This is a genomic window from Peribacillus butanolivorans (assembly GCF_001273755.1).
Classification (GTDB): domain Bacteria; phylum Bacillota; class Bacilli; order Bacillales; family DSM-1321; genus Peribacillus; species Peribacillus butanolivorans.
The window spans coordinates 3,401,756-3,424,773 of record NZ_LGYA01000001.1 but is presented as its reverse complement, the minus strand read 5'-3'; the positions used below and the strand labels follow the sequence as shown (position 1 = coordinate 3,424,773).

The 23,018-nt window shown below is 39.0% G+C and carries 24 protein-coding genes and 2 riboswitches; of the genes, 18 read left to right on the top strand and 6 right to left on the bottom strand.

Annotated elements, in window-relative coordinates:
• Positions 1–38: 38 nt before the first annotated feature.
• Positions 39–1,211, top strand: coding sequence for a YqgU-like beta propeller domain-containing protein (locus AKG34_RS15770; protein WP_053346953.1), 1,173 nt, complete (start codon positions 39–41; stop codon positions 1,209–1,211).
• A gap of 41 nt (positions 1,212–1,252) precedes the next feature.
• Here AKG34_RS15770 and AKG34_RS27100 read toward each other — a convergent pair whose 3' ends face one another.
• The gene (locus AKG34_RS27100) at positions 1,253–1,426 is read right to left on the bottom strand and encodes a DUF2759 domain-containing protein (protein ID WP_082527590.1); all 174 of its coding nucleotides are present in this window, start codon (positions 1,424–1,426) and stop codon (positions 1,253–1,255) included.
• 232 nt (positions 1,427–1,658) lie between these two features.
• On the opposite strand from AKG34_RS27100, the gene AKG34_RS15765 reads away from it, so the two are divergent.
• From AKG34_RS15765 to AKG34_RS15755, 3 genes are all read left to right on the top strand, one after another.
• Positions 1,659–2,285 carry an MBL fold metallo-hydrolase gene (locus AKG34_RS15765; protein ID WP_053346952.1) on the top strand — a complete coding sequence of 209 codons (627 nt, stop codon included), beginning with the start codon at positions 1,659–1,661 and terminating at the stop codon, positions 2,283–2,285.
• Between the two features lie 176 nt (positions 2,286–2,461).
• Entirely contained in the window at positions 2,462–3,634 is a 1,173-nt protein-coding gene (locus AKG34_RS15760) for an amidohydrolase (RefSeq protein ID WP_053348132.1), read from the top strand.
• Positions 3,635–3,752: 118 nt separating this feature from the next.
• Positions 3,753–4,850 carry a class I SAM-dependent methyltransferase gene (locus AKG34_RS15755; RefSeq protein ID WP_053346951.1) on the top strand — a complete coding sequence of 366 codons (1,098 nt, stop codon included), beginning with the start codon at positions 3,753–3,755 and terminating at the stop codon, positions 4,848–4,850.
• A 56-nt stretch (positions 4,851–4,906) separates the two neighbouring features.
• Here the strand turns inward: AKG34_RS15755 and AKG34_RS15750 are convergent, their stop codons facing one another.
• Positions 4,907–5,149: a DUF2626 domain-containing protein gene (locus tag AKG34_RS15750; RefSeq protein WP_053346950.1), complete on the bottom strand. Its 243-nt coding sequence runs from the start codon at positions 5,147–5,149 to the stop codon at positions 4,907–4,909.
• Between the two features lie 85 nt (positions 5,150–5,234).
• Positions 5,235–5,936 (bottom strand): helix-turn-helix transcriptional regulator, encoded by a 702-nt coding sequence (locus AKG34_RS15745; protein ID WP_053346949.1) that lies wholly within the window; start codon positions 5,934–5,936, stop codon positions 5,235–5,237.
• A 216-nt stretch (positions 5,937–6,152) separates the two neighbouring features.
• Between AKG34_RS15745 and AKG34_RS15740 the strand changes: the two genes are divergently transcribed.
• The 9 genes from AKG34_RS15740 (at position 6,153) to AKG34_RS15700 (ending at position 11,246) form a co-directional block, all read left to right on the top strand.
• The gene (locus tag AKG34_RS15740) at positions 6,153–6,515 is read left to right on the top strand and encodes a Spx/MgsR family RNA polymerase-binding regulatory protein (protein WP_053346948.1); all 363 of its coding nucleotides are present in this window, start codon (positions 6,153–6,155) and stop codon (positions 6,513–6,515) included.
• Between the two features lie 123 nt (positions 6,516–6,638).
• Positions 6,639–7,724, top strand: a complete 1,086-nt coding sequence (comGA, locus tag AKG34_RS15735; protein WP_053346947.1) for a competence type IV pilus ATPase ComGA — start codon at positions 6,639–6,641, stop codon at positions 7,722–7,724.
• Positions 7,684–8,742: a competence type IV pilus assembly protein ComGB gene (gene comGB / locus AKG34_RS15730; RefSeq protein WP_161804943.1), complete on the top strand. Its 1,059-nt coding sequence runs from the start codon at positions 7,684–7,686 to the stop codon at positions 8,740–8,742. The genes comGA and comGB overlap by 41 nt, the downstream gene beginning before the upstream one ends.
• Before the next feature lie 108 nt (positions 8,743–8,850).
• Positions 8,851–9,159: a competence type IV pilus major pilin ComGC gene (gene comGC / locus AKG34_RS15725; protein WP_053346945.1), complete on the top strand. Its 309-nt coding sequence runs from the start codon at positions 8,851–8,853 to the stop codon at positions 9,157–9,159.
• Entirely contained in the window at positions 9,152–9,610 is a 459-nt protein-coding gene (comGD, locus tag AKG34_RS15720) for a competence type IV pilus minor pilin ComGD (RefSeq protein ID WP_053346944.1), read from the top strand. Before comGC ends, comGD begins: the two co-directional genes overlap by 8 nt.
• Positions 9,597–9,935 (top strand): hypothetical protein, encoded by a 339-nt coding sequence (locus tag AKG34_RS15715; RefSeq protein WP_053346943.1) that lies wholly within the window; start codon positions 9,597–9,599, stop codon positions 9,933–9,935. Before comGD ends, AKG34_RS15715 begins: the two co-directional genes overlap by 14 nt.
• Positions 9,883–10,362: a competence type IV pilus minor pilin ComGF gene (gene comGF, locus AKG34_RS15710; RefSeq protein WP_053346942.1), complete on the top strand. Its 480-nt coding sequence runs from the start codon at positions 9,883–9,885 to the stop codon at positions 10,360–10,362. Before AKG34_RS15715 ends, comGF begins: the two co-directional genes overlap by 53 nt.
• On the top strand, positions 10,355–10,741 hold the full coding sequence (gene comGG, locus AKG34_RS15705) for a competence type IV pilus minor pilin ComGG (protein WP_056526035.1): 387 nt from the start codon (positions 10,355–10,357) through the stop codon (positions 10,739–10,741). The genes comGF and comGG overlap by 8 nt, the downstream gene beginning before the upstream one ends.
• Before the next feature lie 304 nt (positions 10,742–11,045).
• Entirely contained in the window at positions 11,046–11,246 is a 201-nt protein-coding gene (locus AKG34_RS15700; RefSeq protein ID WP_053346940.1) for a YqzE family protein, read from the top strand.
• Positions 11,247–11,334: 88 nt separating this feature from the next.
• Here the strand turns inward: AKG34_RS15700 and AKG34_RS15695 are convergent, their stop codons facing one another.
• Both AKG34_RS15695 and AKG34_RS15690 read right to left on the bottom strand, forming a co-directional pair.
• Positions 11,335–12,132, bottom strand: a complete 798-nt coding sequence (locus AKG34_RS15695) for a YqhG family protein (protein ID WP_053346939.1) — start codon at positions 12,130–12,132, stop codon at positions 11,335–11,337.
• Complete coding sequence (locus AKG34_RS15690) at positions 12,110–13,798, bottom strand: DEAD/DEAH box helicase (protein ID WP_053346938.1); 1,689 nt, start codon at positions 13,796–13,798, stop codon at positions 12,110–12,112. The genes AKG34_RS15695 and AKG34_RS15690 overlap by 23 nt, the downstream gene beginning before the upstream one ends.
• Before the next feature lie 383 nt (positions 13,799–14,181).
• Positions 14,182–14,269: riboswitch (glycine riboswitch) on the top strand.
• 3 nt (positions 14,270–14,272) lie between these two features.
• Positions 14,273–14,356, top strand: a riboswitch (glycine riboswitch).
• 153 nt (positions 14,357–14,509) lie between these two features.
• Here AKG34_RS15690 and gcvT point away from each other — a divergent pair.
• From gcvT to gcvPB, 3 genes are read left to right on the top strand one after another with little or no spacing between them, the layout of a single operon-like run.
• Complete coding sequence (gcvT, locus tag AKG34_RS15685) at positions 14,510–15,616, top strand: glycine cleavage system aminomethyltransferase GcvT (protein WP_053346937.1); 1,107 nt, start codon at positions 14,510–14,512, stop codon at positions 15,614–15,616.
• Positions 15,617–15,634: 18 nt separating this feature from the next.
• The gene (gene gcvPA, locus AKG34_RS15680; protein WP_053346936.1) at positions 15,635–16,981 is read left to right on the top strand and encodes an aminomethyl-transferring glycine dehydrogenase subunit GcvPA; all 1,347 of its coding nucleotides are present in this window, start codon (positions 15,635–15,637) and stop codon (positions 16,979–16,981) included.
• Positions 16,974–18,431 (top strand): aminomethyl-transferring glycine dehydrogenase subunit GcvPB, encoded by a 1,458-nt coding sequence (gene gcvPB, locus AKG34_RS15675; protein ID WP_053346935.1) that lies wholly within the window; start codon positions 16,974–16,976, stop codon positions 18,429–18,431. Before gcvPA ends, gcvPB begins: the two co-directional genes overlap by 8 nt.
• 177 nt (positions 18,432–18,608) lie before the next feature.
• Here the strand turns inward: gcvPB and AKG34_RS15670 are convergent, their stop codons facing one another.
• The gene (locus AKG34_RS15670; RefSeq protein WP_053346934.1) at positions 18,609–18,992 is read right to left on the bottom strand and encodes a rhodanese-like domain-containing protein; all 384 of its coding nucleotides are present in this window, start codon (positions 18,990–18,992) and stop codon (positions 18,609–18,611) included.
• Positions 18,993–19,208: 216 nt separating this feature from the next.
• On the opposite strand from AKG34_RS15670, the gene AKG34_RS15665 reads away from it, so the two are divergent.
• Positions 19,209–20,045, top strand: coding sequence for a lipoate--protein ligase family protein (locus AKG34_RS15665; RefSeq protein WP_053346933.1), 837 nt, complete (start codon positions 19,209–19,211; stop codon positions 20,043–20,045).
• Between the two features lie 389 nt (positions 20,046–20,434).
• Positions 20,435–23,005: a vitamin B12-dependent ribonucleotide reductase gene (locus AKG34_RS15660; RefSeq protein ID WP_053346932.1), complete on the top strand. Its 2,571-nt coding sequence runs from the start codon at positions 20,435–20,437 to the stop codon at positions 23,003–23,005.
• The last annotated feature ends 13 nt before the right edge of the window (positions 23,006–23,018 follow it).

Sequence of the window (23,018 nt, the reverse complement as noted above, 5' to 3'; positions counted from 1 at the left end):
ACATATGCCAGGCGTTTTAGTTTTGAAGTGGGAGGTGTGTGGAGATTAAAGTATCCAAAGCAGCTCTTTGTAAGCAGCTGTCTATCTGTAAGATGTTGTGTTTCGTCGCATTATTTATCTCCACTATCCTACTTATCTCGGCTTGTGAGCCTTCCAAGGACCTTAGTAAACCCGTAAATGATACGGAAAAAGAACACTCCCAATCTAACCAAGAAACTTCATTAAGCACATTAAAGATCCCAGCTTCAAAAACAGAAAAGATCGAAGCTATTTATGGATGGCTTGATTCTAAAACCATTTTATATTCTGTGAAGCAGGATGGTAATGATTTATCACAGTTGATGGTATGGAATTTGGAAACGAATGATACTTCCATTTTTTATCAGCCGTCTTTTGCGCTTTCTGAAGTATCAATCAGTCCAGCTGGTACGCATATTTTGGTATCGTCCTTCACGTCTTCAGGTAAAGCATCAATAGCGATCCTTGATCAAACAGGAAATCCACTGTATTCTGTGGCAATACCAGCCTATGAATTAACTTATGAGTGGAATTCATATCAAGATGGCATGTTGTTTTTATCTAGTTTTAATGAAGACTGGACATACAGCAGCTATGTGTTAAATCCAGAAGAGCAAACAATGGAAACGCTCGACTTTCCGCAGCCATTTGCTCAGTGGTCAAGTGAAAAAGAACTGATGTTTCTTGATTGGAATAGGGAAGAACCCGCTTTGACGGCTCCTTTAGAAAGAAAAGCGCTGAATGATGATGGAGTAGAAAGCCTAATGCTCGATGTTATTCACTTTAAAAAAATGAAACAGGCGCTAATGACGATTCAAGTGGAGACAGAAAAACAAGATCGGGGTACATATGCTTTTTATGATCAGACAAACAAACCGATCCACTCTTTTTCCTTACCGCTATTGAAAAGCTTTTCAGATTGGGTGATTCCATCCTATGATTTCATTGAAAAAAATAAGGAATTTATAACCTTTATTCCTAATGAATCAAAAGATGTTGACCAATATGATGGCAGGTTTACCTTAACTAAATTAAATTGGGAAAAAGGCACACAAGAAGAATTGATGAAGGACATGGAAAATGAACCATTAAGCTGTTCGCTTGATGGCAGCCTATGCTTATATGGATATCAATTTGAGAAAATCATTGATATGAAAACCCATCAAATACAGAGATTATTTAAAGAAAGTTAATGACCTAAAACAAAAGCCCGCCGCATGGCGAGCTTTTTTCTTTAATGTGCAACAGGAAAACCGCTGTTGATGACAGTCATAACAGTAAACCAACCAAACACGACTGCACTGCCTGCTGCAAAAATGAATCCTAAGAAGTTTCTGTGTTTTAATGAGGTAACCACAGCTGCTGCACCTAGGATAGCCACAAGTCCGAAAACAACCATTAATATCATATCAAAACCCCCTTTTAAGTAATGAAAACCTAATCTCTAATAATATACCCAGAGAATAAAGTAGCTACCAAAAATATGTAGAAAAGATTGCATTTGTTAATATTTTAATATTTTTTCAATTGTTTGTCGAGGTTTAAAAGGTGACACTTCTATGGCGTGAGTAAACTGGATTAACAATAGTAGCTTAAATTGGTGTAAGATAAGGGTAGAAAATCATACTGGAGTTGATAAAATGAAATGGACTCAAATTCCTTTAGGCCCGCTGCAAACGAATTGCTATGTAGTTTCCGATGGACAGAACTGCATTATTTTCGATCCGGGTGAGGAGCCGCAGAAAATTATTCAGTACATACAGACTAAAAAGTTAAAGCCGCTAGCGATTTTATTAACACATGCTCATTTTGACCATATTGGAGCACTTGATGCAATCCGCGACTATTATGAGATACCTGCGTATATTCATGAAAAGGAAGCAAAGTGGCTGCTTGATCCTGCATTAAATGGTTCACAGAAGTGGTTCCCGGAAAACCCAATGCGGATGAAGCCGGCCGACCATATTCTCGTAAATGAGCAGGAACTTACTATTGGTGGGTTCACTTTTGAAGTATTCGAAACCCCTGGGCACTCACCGGGCAGCGTGTCTTATTATGCGAAGGAAGAGCGGTTGCTCTTTTCCGGGGATGTATTGTTCCAGGGAAGTGTTGGCAGAACCGATTTAATAGGCGGAAGCGAATCAGTGCTTTTAAAAAGCATTGATACAAAACTGCTAACGCTTTCTGATGATACTATTGTTTTTCCTGGTCATGGGCCAGTTACGACGATCTTAGATGAAAAGAATACAAACCCCTTTTTGAGATAAAAAACTTTTGCAGGTGCCAGGTTTGGCACCTTTTTTTATTGTTAAATTTAAAAATGTAAATTTATTGAAAAATATTACTTTCGCAATTATACTGAATATTAAAATAAATCGTGCTGCTTTTCTAGGTTTTAAGAACATGAAAGGAGGTTGGGATCATGGAGAGTGAGAACAAAGGTATATTGGAGAAGGCCTTGTTAGATTTAGAAAGTGGTTTTACTGACATTGTAAATTGGCGAAGGCATTTGCATCAGTATCCTGAATTATCTTTTCAAGAAACGGAAACCTCGCAATTTATTGCAGAGAAACTAATTAGTTTTGGATTAGAAGTTAGGAAAAATGTTGGTGGTAATGGTGTGATAGGCATATTATCCGGAGGGAATCCTGGTAAAACCATTGCATTGCGAGCGGATTTTGACGCATTGCCCATTCAGGATGAAAAAGAGACACCCTATAAGTCTTTAAAATCAGGAGTTATGCATGCGTGCGGTCATGATGGTCATACTGCGGCTCTATTAGGAACAGCCCGAACATTAAGCAAGTTCCGTGAAAAATTAAAGGGGCGTGTTATTTTTGTTTTCCAGCATGCAGAAGAAAAGCCACCAGGCGGTGCGAAGGATATGCTGGGAGATGGGGCCTTAGAGGGCGTGGATGCCGTTTATGGAGCGCATTTAGCCACAGATATACCTGTAGGGAAAATAGCGGTGGGTAGCGGCTACAAAATGGCTGCAGTGGACGCATTTGAAATCACCATTGAAGGAAAGGGCGGTCACGGGGCTAGACCTCAGGAAGCCATTGATTCGATCGTGATTGGAAGTGAGATTGTCCAAGCATTGCAAAAAATCGTGAGCAGAAGAATAAGCCCTCTACAATCTGCAGTTGTAACTATAGGAGTTTTTCATGCTGGCTCGGCCTTTAATATCATTGCGAATACGGCCAAACTCGAAGGGACCGTACGTACATTCAATCAAGAAGTAAGATTCCAAATCGAAGAAGAAATTCGCTCGATAGTGAAAGGGATTACCGAGGCAAATCATGCAGCCTATAAAATTGACTATCTGAATGGTTATCCTGCTTTATACAACCATAGGGAGGAAACGGAGAAGGTTCGAAACATTTTTGTGAATACCTTTTCTGAAGAAGCTGTAGTTGAATTTTCCCCTTCCATGGGAGCAGAGGACTTTTCTTATTTCTTACTAGAGAAACCAGGTACATATTTTAAAATCGGTGCAAGAAATGAGAATGACAACACCCATTTTCCTCATCACCATCCTCGATTTGATTTTGACGAAATCGCACTAATAGATACGGGGAAGGCTTTTATAGCTATAGTATCAAAAGATATGTTCTGAGTTTGCTTTTTTTTGGAGCAGATCAAATTACACGTTTATTGAACAAAGAAGTAATATAATCAAAAACTATTTTGTGCATGAGCTTATTGTGGAAGGGGATCAAAGAAGAGGTGTTAAAATGAAAAATCTCCTGAAAGAAATGATTGTAAACAGTCCGCAATATAGAATTTCCTATCATGATTATATGGAAGCAGTCTTATATACACCAAATATAGGTTATTATGTGCGTGAAAAGAAGAAAATCGGTACAAATGGGGATTTTTATACATCTGGTAATGTTGGGGATGCATTTGGGAGGGCACTAGCCAGGTGGTTTATCTATTTGATAAAAGAATGCGGATTGCCTCCGAGAATAATCGAAATCGGTGCAGGAGATGGGAAGCTTGCCTATGATATCCTGGCCTTTATAAAAGAAACAGAGCAGGTGCTGTGGAGCTCACTCACCTATATCCTAGTAGACAGTAGCCCTTACCACAGAAAGGTTCAGCAAGAGCGTGTAGGGGTGTTTAACCAGGTTGCTTTTATGGATAGTTTAGAAAATTTGCCGAATGTAAATGGAATTGTCTTCTCTAATGAACTTTTTGATGCGTTGCCTGTACATGTCATTGAAATGAATAAGGGAGCTCTAGTAGAGGTATTTATCACTGTAGAGGAAGGACAATTAGTAGAAATAAAGGAACCTTTGAAAAATCAAGATATTCTTAACTACCTATCAAAACAGAATATCATGTTAAATGAAAAACAGCGCTATGAAGTACCACTTAAAATGATACAAGAATATGAGAAAATCGTTTCGCATATTCAATCAGGTGTTCTTCTTACAATCGATTATGGCTATACGGAACAGGAGTGGAAGGAACCAGCCCATCTTCAGGGAAGCTTAAGAGGGTATTATCAGCATAAAATGATGAAAAAAGTACTTGAGTATCCGGGTGAGATGGATCTGACATCACATATTCATTTTGACACATTAATCGAAAGCGGAAAAAATGTGAATTTTTCTATGGAAGGACTATTTCAGCAAAATGAATTTTTACTCAAAACAGGGATTCTTGAGGAACTGAAAGATCACCAAGAGACGGATCCTTTCTCAAAAACAGCAAAGCGGAACCGAGCAATACGGGGGTTAATTGTTCCTGGTGGCCATAGTGAGTATTTTAGGGTGTTGCTACAATCGAAGAATTTAGCCGAGAAAGTGAGACTATTTCCTGAATAAAGACATGTAGAAACCCATGAATCAAGATTCATGGGTTATGTATATTGCTCTGTTCCTTAATGTGCAGTACCTGGCGTCATCATAAATACGCTCCAGTAGGAAAATCCTGCAAAGAAAACGGTAAGATAGGCGCCAAAAACATAAATATACATGCGCTCAGATAATTTCAAATAACTTAAGAGTACAAAAAAGCCGGTTTGTGCGAAGAAAAGTAAAGAAGTTTGATGCATATGGCCAAGATAAAAGAATATTGCCATAATTCCTGTCCAAAAACCACATACTCTGAACATGCGTTCCATCCGAATCCCTCCTTTTGTCTAGTCGTGTGCATTCAAAATAATTATAAATGAAATTGTAAGGTAATGTAAAGGATGCCTTTTGTTTCTATGCGAGAACCGACGCCTGATAAGAACATGTTACACAATTTTCCATCATATTTCCTAATTCCACAATCTTGACATTGTCAAACAATGCTTCAAACATACCTTTTAAGAATGAGTTGTGCATTGCACAGATTGTACTAGACTCGACATTGGTAACTTCTTTAAAAGGACAATTGAAGATTCGAAAGAGAATGTTGTTTTCTTCTTCGCTTGCCTGTATTTCAGGTGAGAACCCAGCAATGGTAGCTGCATTTTTAAGCATGCTGACTTTTTCATCAAAAGTCAGATCGTCACTCGACGTTGAGCTTAGGGATAGCTGCTGATTGATTAATTCCTCGCCAAATACCTTCCCTGTTTCATAAAGAGCCTTTTTTCCTTGTTCTCCTAATGTCATCATCGTCTTAATAGCAATTCTTGAAAGAAGCTGATAGTCCCTGTATGGAAAATGAAGTTGAATGACTTTATCGGATAATCGATAAAGCCTGCTAGGGCGTCCGCCTTTCCCTGTCTTACGTGCATCCGAGGTAAGCATGTCCACATCTTCAAGTTTAGTTAAATGTAGTCGTGCTACATTTGGATGAATTTTAAAAGAATCGGCAATTTGCTGTACAGATACATCTTGATGGTTGTTAACGATATATTGATATATATAATATCGCGTGGGATCTGCTAGCACGTTTGTAATTCTTAACGTTTGTTCCATTATACCCTCCTGCTGTTCCAATAGTTTAACTATATTCCATTATAATACAGGCAGAAAAAAATGGAATAACAGAAACAGCAATCTCCCTTAAGTTAAGAAAAAGTTCACATTTCAAACAGAGATATAGTGCAAATGAATATACAAAACTTAAACAAATGTTATACAATTATTTTATAGAATCTTTAAAAAACAAAATGTGAACGGAGAGTGTTAAGAATGGGACGGTTAAAACGGTTAACTTTCTTTTCATACCCAAGCTGTACATCTTGCCGAAAAACAAAAAAATGGTTAAAAACCAATCAAGTATCCTTTGATGAACGTCATTTATTCAAAGAAACTCCAACAGAAGGAGAGTTAAAAAGAATCCTTGAATTGACAACGGAAGGACTTGATGAGGTCTTAGCAACAAGGAGTGAAGCCTATAAATGCTTACATGTTAATATTGACGAAATGCTACTTTCTGATGTCATCCAATTATTAACAAAAGAACCTAAATTATTAAGAAGACCCATCCTCATTGATGGAGAAAAGCTTGTGGTTGGACATAATGAAGATGCGTTAAGAAATTTGGTTTCATAAAAGCAAGATTTGAAAATGAGCATATACGTTTATTCTCGAATCTTTTTTCGGGGATTTTTTTATTTTATAAGGAGGAATTTGTCGTGCAATGTCGAAACACTACTACAAGATACTTAGGAGGTGATGAAAGATTTGATATCGATTGAAAAGAAAGCAGAAAAAATCCTTTCCCGTGCCATTCAATTATCGGCATCGGATATTCACGTTTTACCACGCAGAGAGGGCCCTCTCATTCAATTCAGGATTGACAACAAACTCGTTCCTCAGGAAACATTGTCATTCTTTGAAACGGAACGACTGATCTCCCATTTAAAGTTCCTTGCCGCTATGGATATAGGTGAGAAAAGAAGACCTCAGAGTGGTTCAATTACCGTCAATTTATCAAAAAAAGTGGTAGGACTTCGCCTTTCCACATTACCAACTGCACATCTCGAAAGTTTAGTCATCCGCTTGATTCCCCAGCAGAATATCCTTCCTCTAGAACAGTTATCCCTATTTCCAAACACCGTTCAAAAACTGGTTGCTCTTCTGAAACATTCCCATGGCATGCTCATATTTACCGGTCCGACTGGTAGCGGGAAAACCACCACATTATACTCCTTGCTTCATCATTCAAAAGAGATGATAAACCGAAACATCATTACCCTTGAAGATCCCATTGAAAATGTGTCAGAAAAAGTCCTACAAGTTCAAATTAATGAAAAGGCAGGTATTACGTACTCTGTTGGTCTAAAAGCTGTGCTTAGGCATGATCCTGACGTGATTATGGTCGGGGAAATCAGGGATTCTGAAACAGCAAAAATTGCAGTTCGCGCTGCATTAACGGGTCATTTAATCCTCACGACCATGCATACAAGGGATGCACAAGGAGCTATCTCTAGGTTGCTCGAATTTGGAATCAGCTTGCTTGAGATAGAACAGAGCTTGATTGGTGTGACGGCTCAGCGGCTAGTTGAACTAACATGTCTGCAATGTAAAGAGGTTTGTACATCTGCTTGCCAAATGATTGCTCGTAATAAAAGGGCAAGTGTGTATGAACTGCTATATGGAAAAAGCTTGGCAGAAGTATTGAAGATGACGAAAGAGGAAAAAGGGAAGGGGACGGTCTCCTACCGCCAATTAAAGGATGAGATAGGAAAAGCGGTGGCAATGGGCTATGTGGATTCACATGAATTTGAACGGCTGGTATACGATGAAGGCAAAAAGTAAATGGAGGATAAAAGAACAAGCTGTCTTTATCTCTAAGCTGGGGGAATTATTAAGTCATGGCTATCCCTTAGCCGAAGCGATACATTTTCTGGAATTTCAGGAATCGAAGAAGAAAGCTGAGGATTTTACTCAGGCTATTCAGGATTTAAGGAACGGGCATCCGCTGCATCAAGTGTTAACCCATCTTAATTTTCATCCACAACTTGTTAGTTATATATTTTATGGAGAACAATGCGGCGACCTCAATAGGGCGTTGATAGAAGGAGGTAGATACTGGAAGAAGAGGACGGAAGATTTGGATAAAGTGAAAAAGTTGATGGTGTATCCAATTTTCTTATTCTTTTTTGTGAACATCGTGTTTTATATCCTGCAGAGTGTCCTCCTTCCAAAATTCCAGACAATCTTTTTTACGATGGATGTTGAACAGAATATCATCCTGAAATTACTGGTAGCCTCTTCAGTTATCCTCCCTGTCATCCCCTTCATCTTGCTCGCATTGCTCCTTTTCTTTTTTTTACTCAAACAATTTTGGTTTAACAAGTTATGCCCCTTAAGGCAGCGAAGAATATTATTAAACATTCCTCTCGCAGGTACATTCATTAAGTTATATGAAACGTATTTTTTTGCAAGCCAATTCAGTGGCTTACTTTCTGGAGGGCTTTCCATTAACGAAAGCATCAAATTATTCTCCATAAATCAGCAGCAGCCTTTTTACCAGAAACTTTGCTCAATTATTAAAGATGATTTAATTGAAGGTAGATCGCTAGAAATGATTTTTCAGGAGCTGCCTTACTTTGATAGAAATTTACCATTAATAGCCGCAAATGGTCAAAAGTACGGCAGGCTTGATTCAGAGTTACTTCATTACAGTCGTTTTTTGCTAGAGAAAATTGAAGAAAGAATGAATTCAATTTTGAAAATCATTCAGCCTCTTATGTTTTCGTTGATTGGACTGCTGATTGTTTCCATTTATTTAGCGGTCTTGCTGCCAATGTTTTCTCTGCTCGAGGGGATATAGAATATTCTTAATAAATTCTGGAGGTGAATCTGCGCTGAAATAATTTTGGGAATAGGATAGGTGTGTGAAATTTCTAATCTATTTTCATTTTTTTAGCAGCAGAATGATATGAAGAAAGTGTTGAATGAAAGAGGTTTTACATTAATTGAAATGCTTATTGTTTTACTCGTAATTTCCATTCTATTGATTATTACAATCCCAAATATAACAAAGCATCAATCGACGATTCACTCTAAAGGGTGTGAAGCGTTTGTTAAGATGGCTCAAGCACAGGTACAAGCCTATGAAATAGATAATGGCAAACTTCCTGCAAGTATTGATGAAATGGAAAGTCAAGGGTACCTTAAACAAAAATCATGTCCGAATGGGGATGGTATTAGTCTGGATAACAAGGGAAAGGTTACGGTAATTGAATAGCAGCAAATTGATTATGCGGCCTTCCTGTGGAGGTTATACCCTGTCAGAAACCCTCATCGTCCTCGTTATTTTTGTACTGCTAAGTGGCATCGGTCTAAATTTATATCCAAGCTTTATTAAAGGAATGGAAAATAAGATATTCATTTCTCAATTGAAAGAGGACATTTTCTATGCGCAGCAGTATGCCATCAGCCATGAAAGTCTGATTTACCTTCATATGGATAATACGAATAGGATTTACACGGTAACATCCTATAAGGAGGGGGTTGTGCTTGAGAGAAGCATACCAAAGGATATACAGTTCTTAAGTGGAACATTAGGACTTACGTTTCATTTTAATCAGTATGGAAATGCTTCAAAAGCAGGGACGATGATGATTGATACGACAAAAGGGAAGTACAAGTTAGTCCTTAATATCGGTAAAGGGAGGTTTAGGATTGAGAAACAGTAGAGGTTACGTCTACTTAGAAATGATAGCCGCTTTTTCGATTTGTATAGTCTTGATCATTTCGATTCTGCCGATACTTGAGGAGATTATGACCAATAGGAAAAATGTTGTCTTAAGGACAGAAGCCCACTATTTGTTATATGAAAGATTGACCGCCTTCATGGATGGGGAGGTAAATGCTGTCGACCAGGAAATCCATTATCAGAAAAGATTGTATGAACTAACATGGAAGGAACAGAAGGATTTCCCAGGTATGATTGAAGGATGTGTACGATATGAAAATGAAATGGGTAAATCAGAATCCATTTGTGATGCTACGAAAAAATGATGGCTTTACAATAATTGAAATGCTTTTTTCTTTAATGATATTAATGACCATCTCTATTTTCATCTTACAACTTTTTTCAATTATTCACACACAGTTGGAATCAAAAGACAAATTGCATCCTAAAGAGTGGGAGATCTTTACGATGCAAATGCAACAGGAGGTCAGGGGTGCTAAAAGTCAGGATGTAATAGAAAATAAATTATATTTACTTTCAGGTGACCAGTTATCTTTTATTGAACAATATGAAGATAAGCTCCGCAGGCGAGTGAATGGAAAAGGTCATGAGGTCATCCTGCAGAACATTTCAAAATTTAAGGTTGAGAAGGATGGTAACGTCATTGTGTTAAATATAACGGATAAAGCAGGGAATACTGTTATTCGCAGGTTTCATCCTTTTTTTAAAAGTGAGACGAAAGTTGATGAATAATCAAAAAGGGGTCGTTTTCCCGATGGTCATGATTGTAGCGAGTGTTTTTATCATGTTCACGATATTAATGATCGATCAATTTGTCATCGATAAAAAATTTTATAAAGAAGTGGAAGAAACGCTTGTGGCCGATCATTTAGTGCATCTAGCCGTTAATGAGGTAACAGCTGGATGGGGTGAAGATATACCGAAGAACCTTCAGGGGGATATCTCATATCCCAATGGTGATGTCCATTATATATTAACGAAACAAGATGCCCGTTATGCCTTTATTGAATTTGCTTCCTCGACTAAAGATAACCGAGTTGGTAGAATCATTATTCAATATGACAAAGAGTTAGGTAGAGTTGTAGAATGGATAGAAAAACAGTCTGTATAACACGTATGAAGGCAACCTGATGGTGCGGATTCAGTGATATGGAGTTAATAGACTGAAAATACTCCAGTGTGAAAACTGTGTCAGTAACAAGTGGAGAAGGGATTCAGGAAGGATGAAAACGTTTTTGGCTGACTGAGAATGGGATTACGAACGGAATGATTTGTCCAATGTCAGGCTTCCCCTAAATGGAAATGGAGAACTTACCATCGATACAACAAGCAGGCCCAAATAGTAACCATCTCGGGTAAACTTGAAAGAATAAAAGAAGCATAAGCGGGGCATACTTTATTTAGGGTGATATTGTATGTCTACTAACGCTTATATCAAATATCTTACACAGCAGCTTGTCGAATATTTTAATTTGACTAAGAAAGAACGGAAAGAAAAACGTCGTCATCGGAAAGAGGATAAAAATACTGGTGTGTCCCACTGGTTTGGTATTGTCCCTTTCGCTTTGTCGATGTTTGTAAGAAAAAAAATCAAAAAAAGAAAACAGATGTCCTAAGCTTTTGGACATCTGTTTTCTTTTTTTTAGTCAGGCAAACCTGCTAGGCGGTTGTAGTAGAGAAATCATTTCTGAAAAATAGATCCATTTATCCTAACGCTCTATCTGATAAGTAAAATAAACCGCCATTGATGATTGATATTAGAATATTTGGCTCATATTGGGCCTGTAATGCCTGTTTTTCAGTGAAATAACTTTCGCTTTTTTCATCCATATCCTTATAAAAATGCTCCAATAAATTTAAGTCATTCTGCCAGCGCTCCATGGCTTCTTCCGCCCAAGAATGGTCATCGTTCTCGAAGCTGGTTCGGATATATGTATCAAGTCTTGCTAACCCACTCTTTGGCATGATTAATGGTGAGAGGGTGAAGGAGTAATCCGGTATCTTTGGGGTGACTTTAACCGGTAAAACACGATTGTGAAATCCTTCCATGATCTCCCCGGAGATTAAATTCAATCCGACAGACATAAAGGTATCTTTTTTTCGATCACATTGATAAGATATTTTTACATTTAGTGTAAGCCAGGGGAACAATGGATTATGCCGACCATTTGAGGGGAGTGTATCCTCGAAAAGTCTAGTATATCCAGCCAGCCTTTTTGTTGATTCGATAATTTGATGGAGACGGGGCGAACCAAAGTGAATTCGTTCTCCTTTCATATTGGGTGGAGCCTGTTCAGGATCAGTAATGAAGGTAATCTGGGCTGGGTTTGGAATCCCGCTCGTTTTTTCAAGATAATGCCAATAAAAGGGACGGTTCATTAACTCTTTATCCATTTCAATCGTCAGTTGAACAGTGATATGGGATGGGGCATTCTCTAGTACTTCACAATCATTAGCTTCAAAGAAAGTTATTAAAAAATCATGAATTTCCTGTTGCTGCATGAATCTCACCTTCCTTCATAGTTTGAGCGAATTGAATCATCGATGAAAAATTATCCATCTTGATTTTCATTTCACCCTCAGTTCGGGACTCGCCGACCACGTCAATTAAATATTCTTCGATGTTAGTAATATCCAGCTTCGTTAAAATATCATCCAATTCACCAATTACTTTTTCAAACAAATGGATTTTTTCATATAATAATTTCAAAATATGTTCTTCAACTGTATTTTTCGTTGCAAAGTTATATATCATGACATCTTCTTCCTGGCCAAGTCGGTGAATCCGTCCAATTCTTTGTTCAAGTCTCATTGGATTCCATGGCAGGTCAAAATTAATCAAGTGGTGGCAAAATTGAAGGTTTATTCCTTCCCCACCGGCTTCGGTAGCAATTAAAACTTGAATCTGCTTTTGGAATAATTCTCTCATCCAGTCTTTTTTTCCACGCTTAAAGCCGCCGCGGAAGGGAACTGAGGAAATTCCATTCTGTTGTAAATACCACTGTAAATATAGCTGAGTGGCTCTGTATTCGGTAAAGATAATCACTTTGTCATCAATTTTCTTGATGAGCTCTAAAGCTTTTTCAGCCTTGGAGTTTTGTTCTGTTTCATTTACCTTCTCAAACAGCTCATCTAGCTTTGCTAAAAAGTCATGGGAAGGCTGTTCATATTTGGCTTTCATGTTTTTCAATGTATAAAAAACGGCTTCTCTGCTGCTGCATGCTTCTCTTTGGAGCGTGAGTGCTGAAAAAGAACTTCCCTTCGATCCATCTGAAATAGGCTTAAATTTGGAAACAGCGTCGTACAAGGCTTGTTCAGTTGGAGAAAATTCAATGATGATTGTTTCCACCTGCCTTTTTGTCCATTCAATTCCAGTATCAGCCCGTCGGTTCCGAATCATTACAGTGTTGACGAGTTCCTTTAGGTGCTCATCCTCAATAACATTTCGGCCTTTGCCTTTATATTTCTCAGAAAAGAGTGTTGCATTTCCCAAGTGTCCCGGTTTCAATAACGAAACAAGATGGAAAATTTCTTCGACTTTATTTTGAATTGGCGTAGCTGTCAGCAATAAACAAAATTTCTTTTTCAGATTTTGGACAAATTCATAGTTCTTCGTTTTATTATTTTTAAGTTTATGAGCTTCATCAATAATGATAAAGTCATATTGCTGATTAAAAATGATATCTCGATGGGGAGCGCGTTTCGCTGTATCAATGGATGATATAACAACATCGCATGATTCCCACACATAGCTTTTTCTTTGAACAACAGCCGGAATATGAAACTTGGTATTCAATTCAAAAGCCCATTGACTTACAAGTGAAGCGGGGACAAGAATTAATACTTTTTTAACAAGACCTCGGATCATATATTCCTTTAGAATCAAGCCAGCTTCGATTGTTTTCCCGAGACCTACTTCATCAGCTAAAATGGCTTTTCCATTCATCTTTTCAACTACCTGCTTTGCCGCTTCCAATTGGTGGGGAAGTGGGGTGAGCTGTGGAAGATGCTTGGGTGCCTGTAAACCTTCAAAATCAGGAATAATGAGGTTTTCTTCCATTTGAACAGCCAATTTATAAAGCTCCCAATTACCCCATGGACCGTCATTTTCCATCTTTTGTAGAAACTCGTCATTCCAATCAGAACTGAAGGATATATTAATTTTCATTGAAACTACTCCTTCTAAAATCATAATTTTCTTATTTAAGGTTGAAACCCGAACATTTTATATGTGAAGTAAGAAAAATATTTCTCAGTAAAAAATATTGCAGAGAAAAGTTTCTTAAGGTAGGATGTAAGTATATTTAGAAAATTCCAATTTCCCAAACGCTTAAGAGAAGCGTACATTTTTATGAATGTAGTTCATGTTTTTCATAGTATGGGCAACCGCCTCTTACTTTATCCCAGATTAACAGACTAGAGATCATTCATTAAGTTCTGAAGTTTTAAGGAGAGTTGGTAGAAAAAGCATATTGTAAATGCACAGAGGTTTTACTAACTATCAGTAGGATTAATTACTTTCCTAATTGGTGGAGACACATTTATATGCGGGTGAAGATAAGGGGAGAGACTACGAATGTAGCGCCGAAGGAGCAAACTTAGCAGTGAATCTCTCAGGCAAAAGAACTCTTATTGGACGCAACTCTGGAGAGCGCCGCTCGTTGCAGAACGGCCACCAAAGGGGAAAGCCTATTATATAGGTAAACTTTCAGGTTTCAGGACAGAGAAAAAGCTCTTTAGGGCTTTCTCTGTCCTTTTTTGTGCCCTTTTTTCCACATTATGAATCAGGATGAGAAGTATAAGATGATCTGACAGAATGGAAAGAAGCTTTTAGAAAAGTGAGCAAAGTAAATCTAAAAAATCTAAGGGGGGTCATTTTTTGACCAATTTAAAAAGAACGCCACTATTTGAGGTTTATCGTGAATACGGAGGAAAAACGATCGATTTTGGCGGCTGGGAACTTCCTGTCCAATTTTCGGGTATCAAGGACGAACATGAAGCAGTTCGTACAAAAGCTGGCTTATTTGATGTTTCCCATATGGGTGAGGTTGATGTGAAGGGCCCAGGGAGTCTTTCCTTTTTACAAAAAATGATGACCAATGATGTATCAAAGCTAAAACAGGGCGGAGCAATTTATACGGCTATGTGTTATGAAAACGGCGGTACTGTTGACGATCTTATCATTTATAAAAAGGCAGAAGACGACTATCTGCTCGTGGTCAATGCCGCCAATACAGAAAAAGATTTTAACTGGCTACAAGCTAATTGTTCAGAGGATGTCCAACTTTCGGATGTATCAAGCGATTATACACAGTTGGCACTGCAGGGACCTTTGGCAGAGAAAATATTACAAAAAATATCTAATGATACACTTTTGAGTGAAATTGGCTTTTTTAAATTCAAGGAAAATGTCCTGATAAATGGGCTTTCCACGATGGTTTCACGTACAGGATATACGGGTGAAGATGGTTTTGAAATATATAGCCACAGTGAAAATGGCCCGGCCCTTTGGAGAGCTATTCTAGATGCAGGAAAAGAAGAAGGGATACTGCCGATAGGTTTAGGGGCACGTGACACACTCCGCTTTGAAGCTAAACTTCCGCTTTATGGACAGGAGCTTTCACCAGATATTACCCCAATTGAAGCCGGGATTGGTTTTGCGGTTAAAGTGGATAAGGAAGCCGACTTTTTCGGGAAAGCCGTTCTTACTGAACAAAAGGAAAAAGGGGCACAACGTAAGCTTGTCGGAATTGAAATGATTGACCGCGGCATTCCTCGTCATGGCTATAAGGTATACAGTGGGGATAAAGTCATTGGTGAAGTTACGACTGGCACTCAATCACCAACATTGAAGAAAAATGTAGGATTGGTACTTATCGATAAAGATTATTCGGTGATGGATTCTGAAGTCGAAGTGGAAATTCGTTCAAAACGATTGAAAGCTGTTATTATACAAACACCTTTTTATAAAAAACCACGTAAATAGAGAGGAATGGTCATTAAGATGAAACATCGTTACTTACCCATGACAGAGCAGGATAAACAACAAATGCTGGAGGTAATAGGGGTCCCTTCTGTTGAGAACCTTTTCAACGATATTCCTGAAAGTGTCCGCTTTCAAGGCGAATATGACATTAAACCAGCTAAATCAGAGCCAGCCTTAATGAAAGAATTATCAAAACTTGCTTCCAAGAATGCTGATCTTAAAAACTATGCCTCCTTTCTTGGTGCGGGCGTGTATGACCATTATTCACCGGTCATCGTCGATCATGTTCTTTCCCGCTCGGAGTTTTATACAGCCTACACCCCTTATCAGCCAGAAATTTCACAGGGGGAGCTTCAGGCCATTTTTGAATATCAAACGATGATTTGTGAAATGACAGGAATGGATGTAGCCAATTCCTCCATGTATGACGGAGGGACGGCATTAGCGGAAGCAGCGATGCTTGCATCCGGTCATACACGACGTAAGAAAATTCTAATTTCAGCGGCAGTACATCCTGAATCAAGGGAAGTCGTTAAGACGTATGCGAAAGGTCAGCGAGTGGAAGTCATTGAAATTCCATTTAAAGATGGTGTGACAGATCTAGCTGCCTTAAAGGAATTGGCGAAAGACGATATTGCGGGAGTCATTGTGCAATATCCAAACTTCTTTGGACGTATTGAACCGTTGAAAGAAATGGAAGAAATCATTCATGGTGTGAAATCCATGTTTATCGTTTCAAGTAACCCGCTTGCACTAGGTGCATTGACCCCTCCAGGTGCCCTTGGTGCGGATATCGTAACAGGCGATGCTCAGCCATTCGGTATTCCAGCAGCTTTTGGCGGACCGCATTGCGGATACTTTGCGGTCACGAACAAACTTGTTCGAAAAGTGCCAGGTCGTCTCGTCGGGCAAACAGTGGATGAAAATGGTAAACGGGGATTTGTGCTGACGCTTCAAGCTCGTGAGCAACACATTCGTCGTGACAAGGCCACATCCAATATTTGTTCCAATCAGGCGTTAAATGCTTTGGCAGCTTCTGTTGCGATGACCGCACTTGGGAAAAAGGGTGTCAAAGAAATGGCAGTGAATAATATTCAAAAAGCCTATTATGCGAAAAAAGCTATAAAGGAAAAAGGAATAGAAGTGGTGTTTGAGGGACCATCGTTTAATGAATTTGTCATTAAACTGCCGGCATCTTACCAAGAAATTAATCAAAGTCTTTTTGAAAAAGAAATTATCGGCGGCTTCGACTTAGGGACTGTTTATCCACAGCTAAAAGACCATATGCTTGTGGCTGTAACAGAACTTAGAACAAAAGAAGAAATTGATGCACTTGCGCAGGAATTGGGGGATCAACATGAATAATCAAGATCAATCACTCATTTTTGAAATCAGTACGTCCGGTCGAATCGGGTACAGTCTACCGGAAATGGATGTTGAAGAAATTTCACTTGAAGAGATTTTTCCTGCCGAATACATCCGTCAAGAAGAGGCTGAGCTTCCAGAAGTATCGGAATTAGATATCATGCGTCATTATACAGCTCTTTCCAAACGGAATCACGGGGTGGATTCGGGCTTTTATCCACTCGGTTCTTGTACGATGAAGTATAACCCGAAGATAAATGAAAATGTGGCGCGTTTTAACGGTTTCGCCCATATTCATCCATATCAAGATCCAGCGACTGTACAGGGAGCCTTGGAACTATTATTTGACTTGCAAGAACATTTAACAGAAATCACAGGGATGGATCAAGTGACCTTACAGCCAGCAGCAGGTGCACATGGTGAATGGACAGGATTAATGATGATTCGTGCCTTCCATGAAGCGAACGGCGATACAGCACGGACGAAAGTGATAGTTCCTGATTCGGCACACGGTACGAATCCAGCTTCCGCCACTGTTGCGGGGCTCGAAACGATTACGGTAAAATCAGATGAAAATGGCTTAGTTGACCTTGAAGATTTAAAGCGCGTGGTAGGTTCGGATACAGCGGCTTTAATGCTGACGAATCCCAATACATTAGGATTGTTTGAAGAGAATATTTTGGAAATGGCAACACTTGTCCACGATGCTGGTGGGAAGCTTTATTATGATGGGGCCAATCTTAATGCAGTCCTATCTAAAGCCCGCCCAGGTGATATGGGCTTTGATGTGGTCCATTTAAATCTCCATAAAACATTTACAGGTCCACATGGTGGTGGTGGCCCGGGTTCTGGTCCTGTCGGAGTAAAATCGGATTTGATTCCTTACTTGCCTAAACCACTCGTGGTCAAACGAGATGAGCAATTTATGCTGGATTATGATCGCCCGCAATCCATAGGAAGAGTTAAACCTTATTACGGAAACTTCGGAATAAATGTGAGGGCTTATACGTACATTCGTTCTATGGGTCCTGATGGTCTTAAGGCTGTCACGGAGAATGCGGTCATCAATGCGAATTATATGATGCGTAGGTTGGAACCATATTTTGATTTACCATATAATCGCCATTGTAAGCATGAATTTGTGCTTAGTGGCCGCCGGCAAAAGAAGTTGGGCGTCCGAACACTCGATATTGCCAAAAGATTACTAGACTTCGGCTATCATCCACCTACTATTTACTTCCCGTTGAACGTGGAAGAAGGAATGATGATAGAACCGACTGAAACGGAGTCAAAGGAAACTCTCGACGCGTTCATTGATGCGATGATTCAGATAGCTAAGGAAGCGGAAGAAACTCCGGAGATCGTACAGGAAGCGCCACATACAACAGTTATTAAAAGGCTGGATGAAACGCTTGCTGCAAGAAAACCAGTCCTCCGTTATCAGGCTTAATAGCCTAAATAAAAATCCCTGCCATCTGGGCGGGGATTTTTATTTTTTATATGTATAGAGAATGACCGGCTGGAAATGAATATACCATAAGACATAATAAGCTATAAGACGGCATTTCATTTCAATTTTTAGTATGATAGCTTTTTAATTAAAAAGAGCCCATGCGGAGATGGGTTCTTATTTCTTTGCTTTAATTTTACCGGTCCACATTTTGAAACCGCCTTTTAGGTGAAACAGTTCTTTGTAGCCTTTTTTGTATAGCATGGCTGCAGCTCTTCCGCTGATGATTTCGCTTTGAGCGTACAAGTATACAGGCTTGTCCGGCCTAATTTCGACCAGGCGTGTTTTCATTTGAGTCATAGGGATGTTTCTTGCGCCTAAGATATGACCATTATCAAATTCATTTGGTTCCCGCACATCGATTAGTTGTACTTTTCTGTAGTTAGCAATAAATTCATCCTGTGTTAACGTTTTAACGATTTTACGCTGGCGGTACCAATTAAAAAGTGAATACGCAATAACCACTCCTATGATGATGAGCAGTGTATATAATAATTCCAAACATAAAAACTCCCTTCTACCTAACGAATACAGACAATCTTTATTATATAATTGCTTTAACTAATAATCAAAAAATATTTTCGTAAAATTCTTTATCGACTTAATGGTACTTTCTTTTTTAGAGTGTTAAAGTCTGTTAAACTACTAAATGTGAGTTTTTTTATGACGGAATTACTGACTTACTTTTAAACAGTCTACATGAAATGAGGGGTAAGGATGACAAAAGAAAAATGGGGATTTATAGATTCTGGATATTGTTCACCAGCTTTTAATATGGCGATGGACGAAGCTCTTTTAAACTGGCAGAGTAAAGGGGAAATACCACCGATTATACGCTTTTATGGTTGGGACCCAGCTACATTGTCGATTGGTTATTTTCAAAAGGCAGAATCTGAAATTGATATAGAAGAAGTTAAAAGGCAGGGCCTCGGTTTTGTTCGCAGACCAACAGGAGGACGTGCTGTACTGCACGAACATGAATTGACTTATAGCGTAATTGTCCCAGAATCCTATCCGGGAATGCCTACTACTGTTACTGAGGCATATCGAGTTATTTCTGAAGGAATATTAATGGGGTTCAGGAATCTTGGATTGGATGCTTATTTTGCTGTACCTCGAACCGAGCAGGAGAAAGCCGCATTAAAAACACCAAGATCTTCGGTTTGCTTTGATGCGCCAAGCTGGTATGAATTGGTTGTTGAAGGCCGGAAGGTAGCTGGCAGTGCACAAACAAGGCAAAAAGGTGTAATCCTTCAGCATGGGTCCATTTTACTTGAACTTGATGATGAAAAGCTCTTTAGCGTTTTTAAATTCTCAAATGACAGGGTTAAAGAGAGAATGCAAAAAAGCTTAAAAAACAAAGCCGTGGCCATTAATGATATTGCTGGAAGAAAGATTACCATCCCTGAAGCAAAAGTTGCTTTTGAAAAAGGTTTTGCCGATGGACTATCGATCGAATTAGAGCCATACGTCCTCACTGAACAGCAATTGCTGGAAGTGAAAGCCATTGCAGAAAGCAAATATGAAAGCGATGAATGGAATTTTTTGAGATAGAAGAAGCAGGATAATTAGAACAGATAATAAAAATGTTTTTTCAGATTTTTGCAAACAAATAAGCTTTTCCTTGCAACGATAAGCACTAACAAGGACAGGGAAAAAGCAAGGTTCAAATTAATTGAAATCTGATGAAAAATTATTATAAATCGACATTTTCCTCCCTTTTACTAACTATATTAATTGATTTATCGTTTGACAAAATTAAAAGTTAATCAACACAAACACAATATATAGTAGTCGAAATATTTATTGCGACACTATATATTGATTTTTGAGTTTCGCTATGATAAATTTAGGGTAACTTGTTAAGCGAAACGGACATGTAAGACTACATATAAATTTTTGCAGCAAGAACGGATCTTGAAACATATAAAGGAGAGGGAATTATGTCGGTTGTAATAAAAGAAGCTATAAAGGTTGATCTAGAAAGGTTGAATAAGGATATTTCTTTATTTCCCCAGGTCCATCCTGTAACAGCTGATATGAAAATGACGCATAAAGGCGTGTCCCGTCTAGTTATGCTTGACCGCTATTCTTTTAAGGATACTGAAAAAATTACGCTCTCGACTGGCGATTTTGTAGTATTGACGATTAAGGAAGATCCGAAATTCCCTGCACGGGGTCTTGGTTACATCGTTGAAATAGATTGGGAAACGAAAAAAGCTAAGGTATTAGTGGATGATGAATTCCGCGGAGCATTAGATAACCCGGAAGAAGTGGAAACGGGGATTGTAAATCGACCGCTTGATATCATTGAAAAGCCGCTTGAAATATACTATGAACAAATTGCAAAACGTAATGCAACGGGATTGGCTTCAGTGGAAAAGACTGAAGAAAAAAGAACGGAATGGTTCAATAAGTTCTATGAAGAATTAAAGAACCTTAATTTTGTCCCAGCAGGACGTGTATTATATGGAGCCGGTTCTAACACGGATGTTACTTATTTTAATTGCTATGTAATGCCATTTGTTCCGGATTCACGCGAAGGAATTTCCGAACATAGAAAGCAAGTCATGGAAATCATGAGCCGCGGAGGCGGTGTAGGTACGAACGGATCGACACTTCGTCCAAGAAATACATTGGCAAAAGGGGTAAATGGAAAATCCTCCGGTTCAGTTTCATGGCTTGATGATATTGCGAAATTGACCCATCTTGTTGAACAGGGCGGAAGCAGACGCGGTGCACAAATGATTATGCTTGCGGATTGGCATCCAGACATTGCTGAGTTCATTATTTCGAAAATGCAAAATCCACGGATTCTTCGCTACTTAGTGGAAAACACAAAAGATGAAACCATCAAAAAGTACGCTACAGATAAATTAAAATTCACTCCGCATACCGAACAGGAAACGGCTATGTACCAAGGTATTATCAACTATAAAGAGATTCCGGGTTTAGGCGGATTTAGCGAGAAAATCATTAGAGAGGCCGAGGAAAAGGTTCGTACAGGCGGAACGTACAGTGTCCATAATGCCGATTTTCTAACAGGCGCCAATATCTCGATTTGCTTGACTAAGGAATTTATGGAAGCTGCCGAACAAGATGGCGAATATGAATTGCGTTTCCCGGATGTTGAAAGCTATAATGCTGAAGAAATGGCGATTTATAATGAAGAATGGCACAATGTCGGTGATGTACGCGAGTGGGAAAAAATGGGCCGCAAAGTCCGTGTTTACCGTAAAATCCGAGCTAAAGAGCTTTGGAACTTAATTAATATTTGTGCTACTTATTCTGCTGAGCCTGGTATTTTCTTTATTGATAATGCTAACGAGATGACAAATGCAAAAGCATACGGACAACAAGTTGTAGCAACGAACCCATGTGGTGAACAGCCACTGGCTCCATACTCTGTATGTAACCTAGCAGCTGTCAATTTAGCAGAAATGGCTGATAAAGATAACAAAACAGTTAACTTTGAGAAACTTAAGCAGACCGTAGAAGTGGGTGTGCGTATGCAGGATAACGTCATTGACGCAACCCCTTACTTCTTAGATGAAAACAAGAAACAAGCACTCGGCGAGAGACGGGTTGGTCTTGGTGTTATGGGTCTACATGATTTGTTAATCTATTGTGAAACGGAGTACGGATCTGAAGAAGGGAATATCCTGGTAGACAAGGTGTTTGAAACGATTGCAACTACAGCTTACAGGACTTCAGTAGACCTTGCTAAAGAAAAGGGCAGTTTCCCGTTCCTAATCGGGTCAACTGATGAAGAAACGAATGAGCTTAGAACGCGTTTCACTCAAACCGGATTTATGGAAAAAATGCCAGAAGATATCAGAGAAAGTGTTGCTGCACATGGCATCCGTAATTCTCATTTATTGACAGTTGCTCCTACAGGCAGCACAGGTACGATGGTTGGGGTATCAACTGGTCTTGAACCATATTTCTCTTTCACCTATTTCCGTAGCGGTCGTCTTGGTAAATTCATTGAGGTTAAGGCTGACATCGTACAGGAATACTTGGATCGCCATCCAAAAGCGGATCCAGAAAAGCTTCCGGAATGGTTCATTTCTGCAATGGAATTGGCTCCTGAAGCTCATGCTGACGTTCAATGCATAATTCAACGCTGGATTGACAGTTCGATTAGTAAAACGGTTAACGCTCCTAAAGGATATACCGTTGAACAAGTAGAAAAAGTATATGAACGTCTATACAAAGGCGGAGCAAAAGGCGGTACGGTGTATGTAGATGGAAGCCGTGACAGTCAGGTTCTTACGCTTAAAGCGGAAGAAAACCAAATGGATGAGCAACTTGAAATGGATGAATTAACAGATGTGGAAGAAAAGAAAAAAGTCGTATTGGTTGATACGATAAATGAACTGCGTTCGACGAATGTTACGATTGGGTCGGAAGTAGGTAACACCTGCCCTGTTTGCCGTAAAGGTGAAGTTCAGGAAATGGGCGGATGTAATACATGCACGAATTGTGGCGCACAATTAAAATGCGGCCTATAAGCTTAATTTAAGA

Coding starts and splice junctions, on each gene's coding strand:
- comGA (WP_053346947.1), top strand. CDS start 6,639: ATGAAAGATTTGATATCGATTGAAAAGAAAGCAGAAAAAATCCTTTCC.
- AKG34_RS15700 (WP_053346940.1), top strand. CDS start 11,046: ATGTCTACTAACGCTTATATCAAATATCTTACACAGCAGCTTGTCGAA.
- comGC (WP_053346945.1), top strand. CDS start 8,851: ATGAAGAAAGTGTTGAATGAAAGAGGTTTTACATTAATTGAAATGCTT.
- comGF (WP_053346942.1), top strand. CDS start 9,883: ATGAAAATGAAATGGGTAAATCAGAATCCATTTGTGATGCTACGAAAA.
- AKG34_RS27100 (WP_082527590.1), bottom strand. CDS start 1,426: ATGATATTAATGGTTGTTTTCGGACTTGTGGCTATCCTAGGTGCAGCA.
- AKG34_RS15765 (WP_053346952.1), top strand. CDS start 1,659: ATGAAATGGACTCAAATTCCTTTAGGCCCGCTGCAAACGAATTGCTAT.
- comGG (WP_056526035.1), top strand. CDS start 10,355: ATGAATAATCAAAAAGGGGTCGTTTTCCCGATGGTCATGATTGTAGCG.
- AKG34_RS15665 (WP_053346933.1), top strand. CDS start 19,209: ATGACAAAAGAAAAATGGGGATTTATAGATTCTGGATATTGTTCACCA.
- AKG34_RS15745 (WP_053346949.1), bottom strand. CDS start 5,936: ATGGAACAAACGTTAAGAATTACAAACGTGCTAGCAGATCCCACGCGA.
- comGB (WP_161804943.1), top strand. CDS start 7,684: ATGAATTTGAACGGCTGGTATACGATGAAGGCAAAAAGTAAATGGAGG.
- AKG34_RS15750 (WP_053346950.1), bottom strand. CDS start 5,149: ATGGAACGCATGTTCAGAGTATGTGGTTTTTGGACAGGAATTATGGCA.
- gcvPA (WP_053346936.1), top strand. CDS start 15,635: ATGAAACATCGTTACTTACCCATGACAGAGCAGGATAAACAACAAATG.
- gcvPB (WP_053346935.1), top strand. CDS start 16,974: ATGAATAATCAAGATCAATCACTCATTTTTGAAATCAGTACGTCCGGT.
- AKG34_RS15690 (WP_053346938.1), bottom strand. CDS start 13,798: ATGAAAATTAATATATCCTTCAGTTCTGATTGGAATGACGAGTTTCTA.
- AKG34_RS15660 (WP_053346932.1), top strand. CDS start 20,435: ATGTCGGTTGTAATAAAAGAAGCTATAAAGGTTGATCTAGAAAGGTTG.
- AKG34_RS15755 (WP_053346951.1), top strand. CDS start 3,753: ATGAAAAATCTCCTGAAAGAAATGATTGTAAACAGTCCGCAATATAGA.
- AKG34_RS15695 (WP_053346939.1), bottom strand. CDS start 12,132: ATGCAGCAACAGGAAATTCATGATTTTTTAATAACTTTCTTTGAAGCT.
- AKG34_RS15740 (WP_053346948.1), top strand. CDS start 6,153: ATGGGACGGTTAAAACGGTTAACTTTCTTTTCATACCCAAGCTGTACA.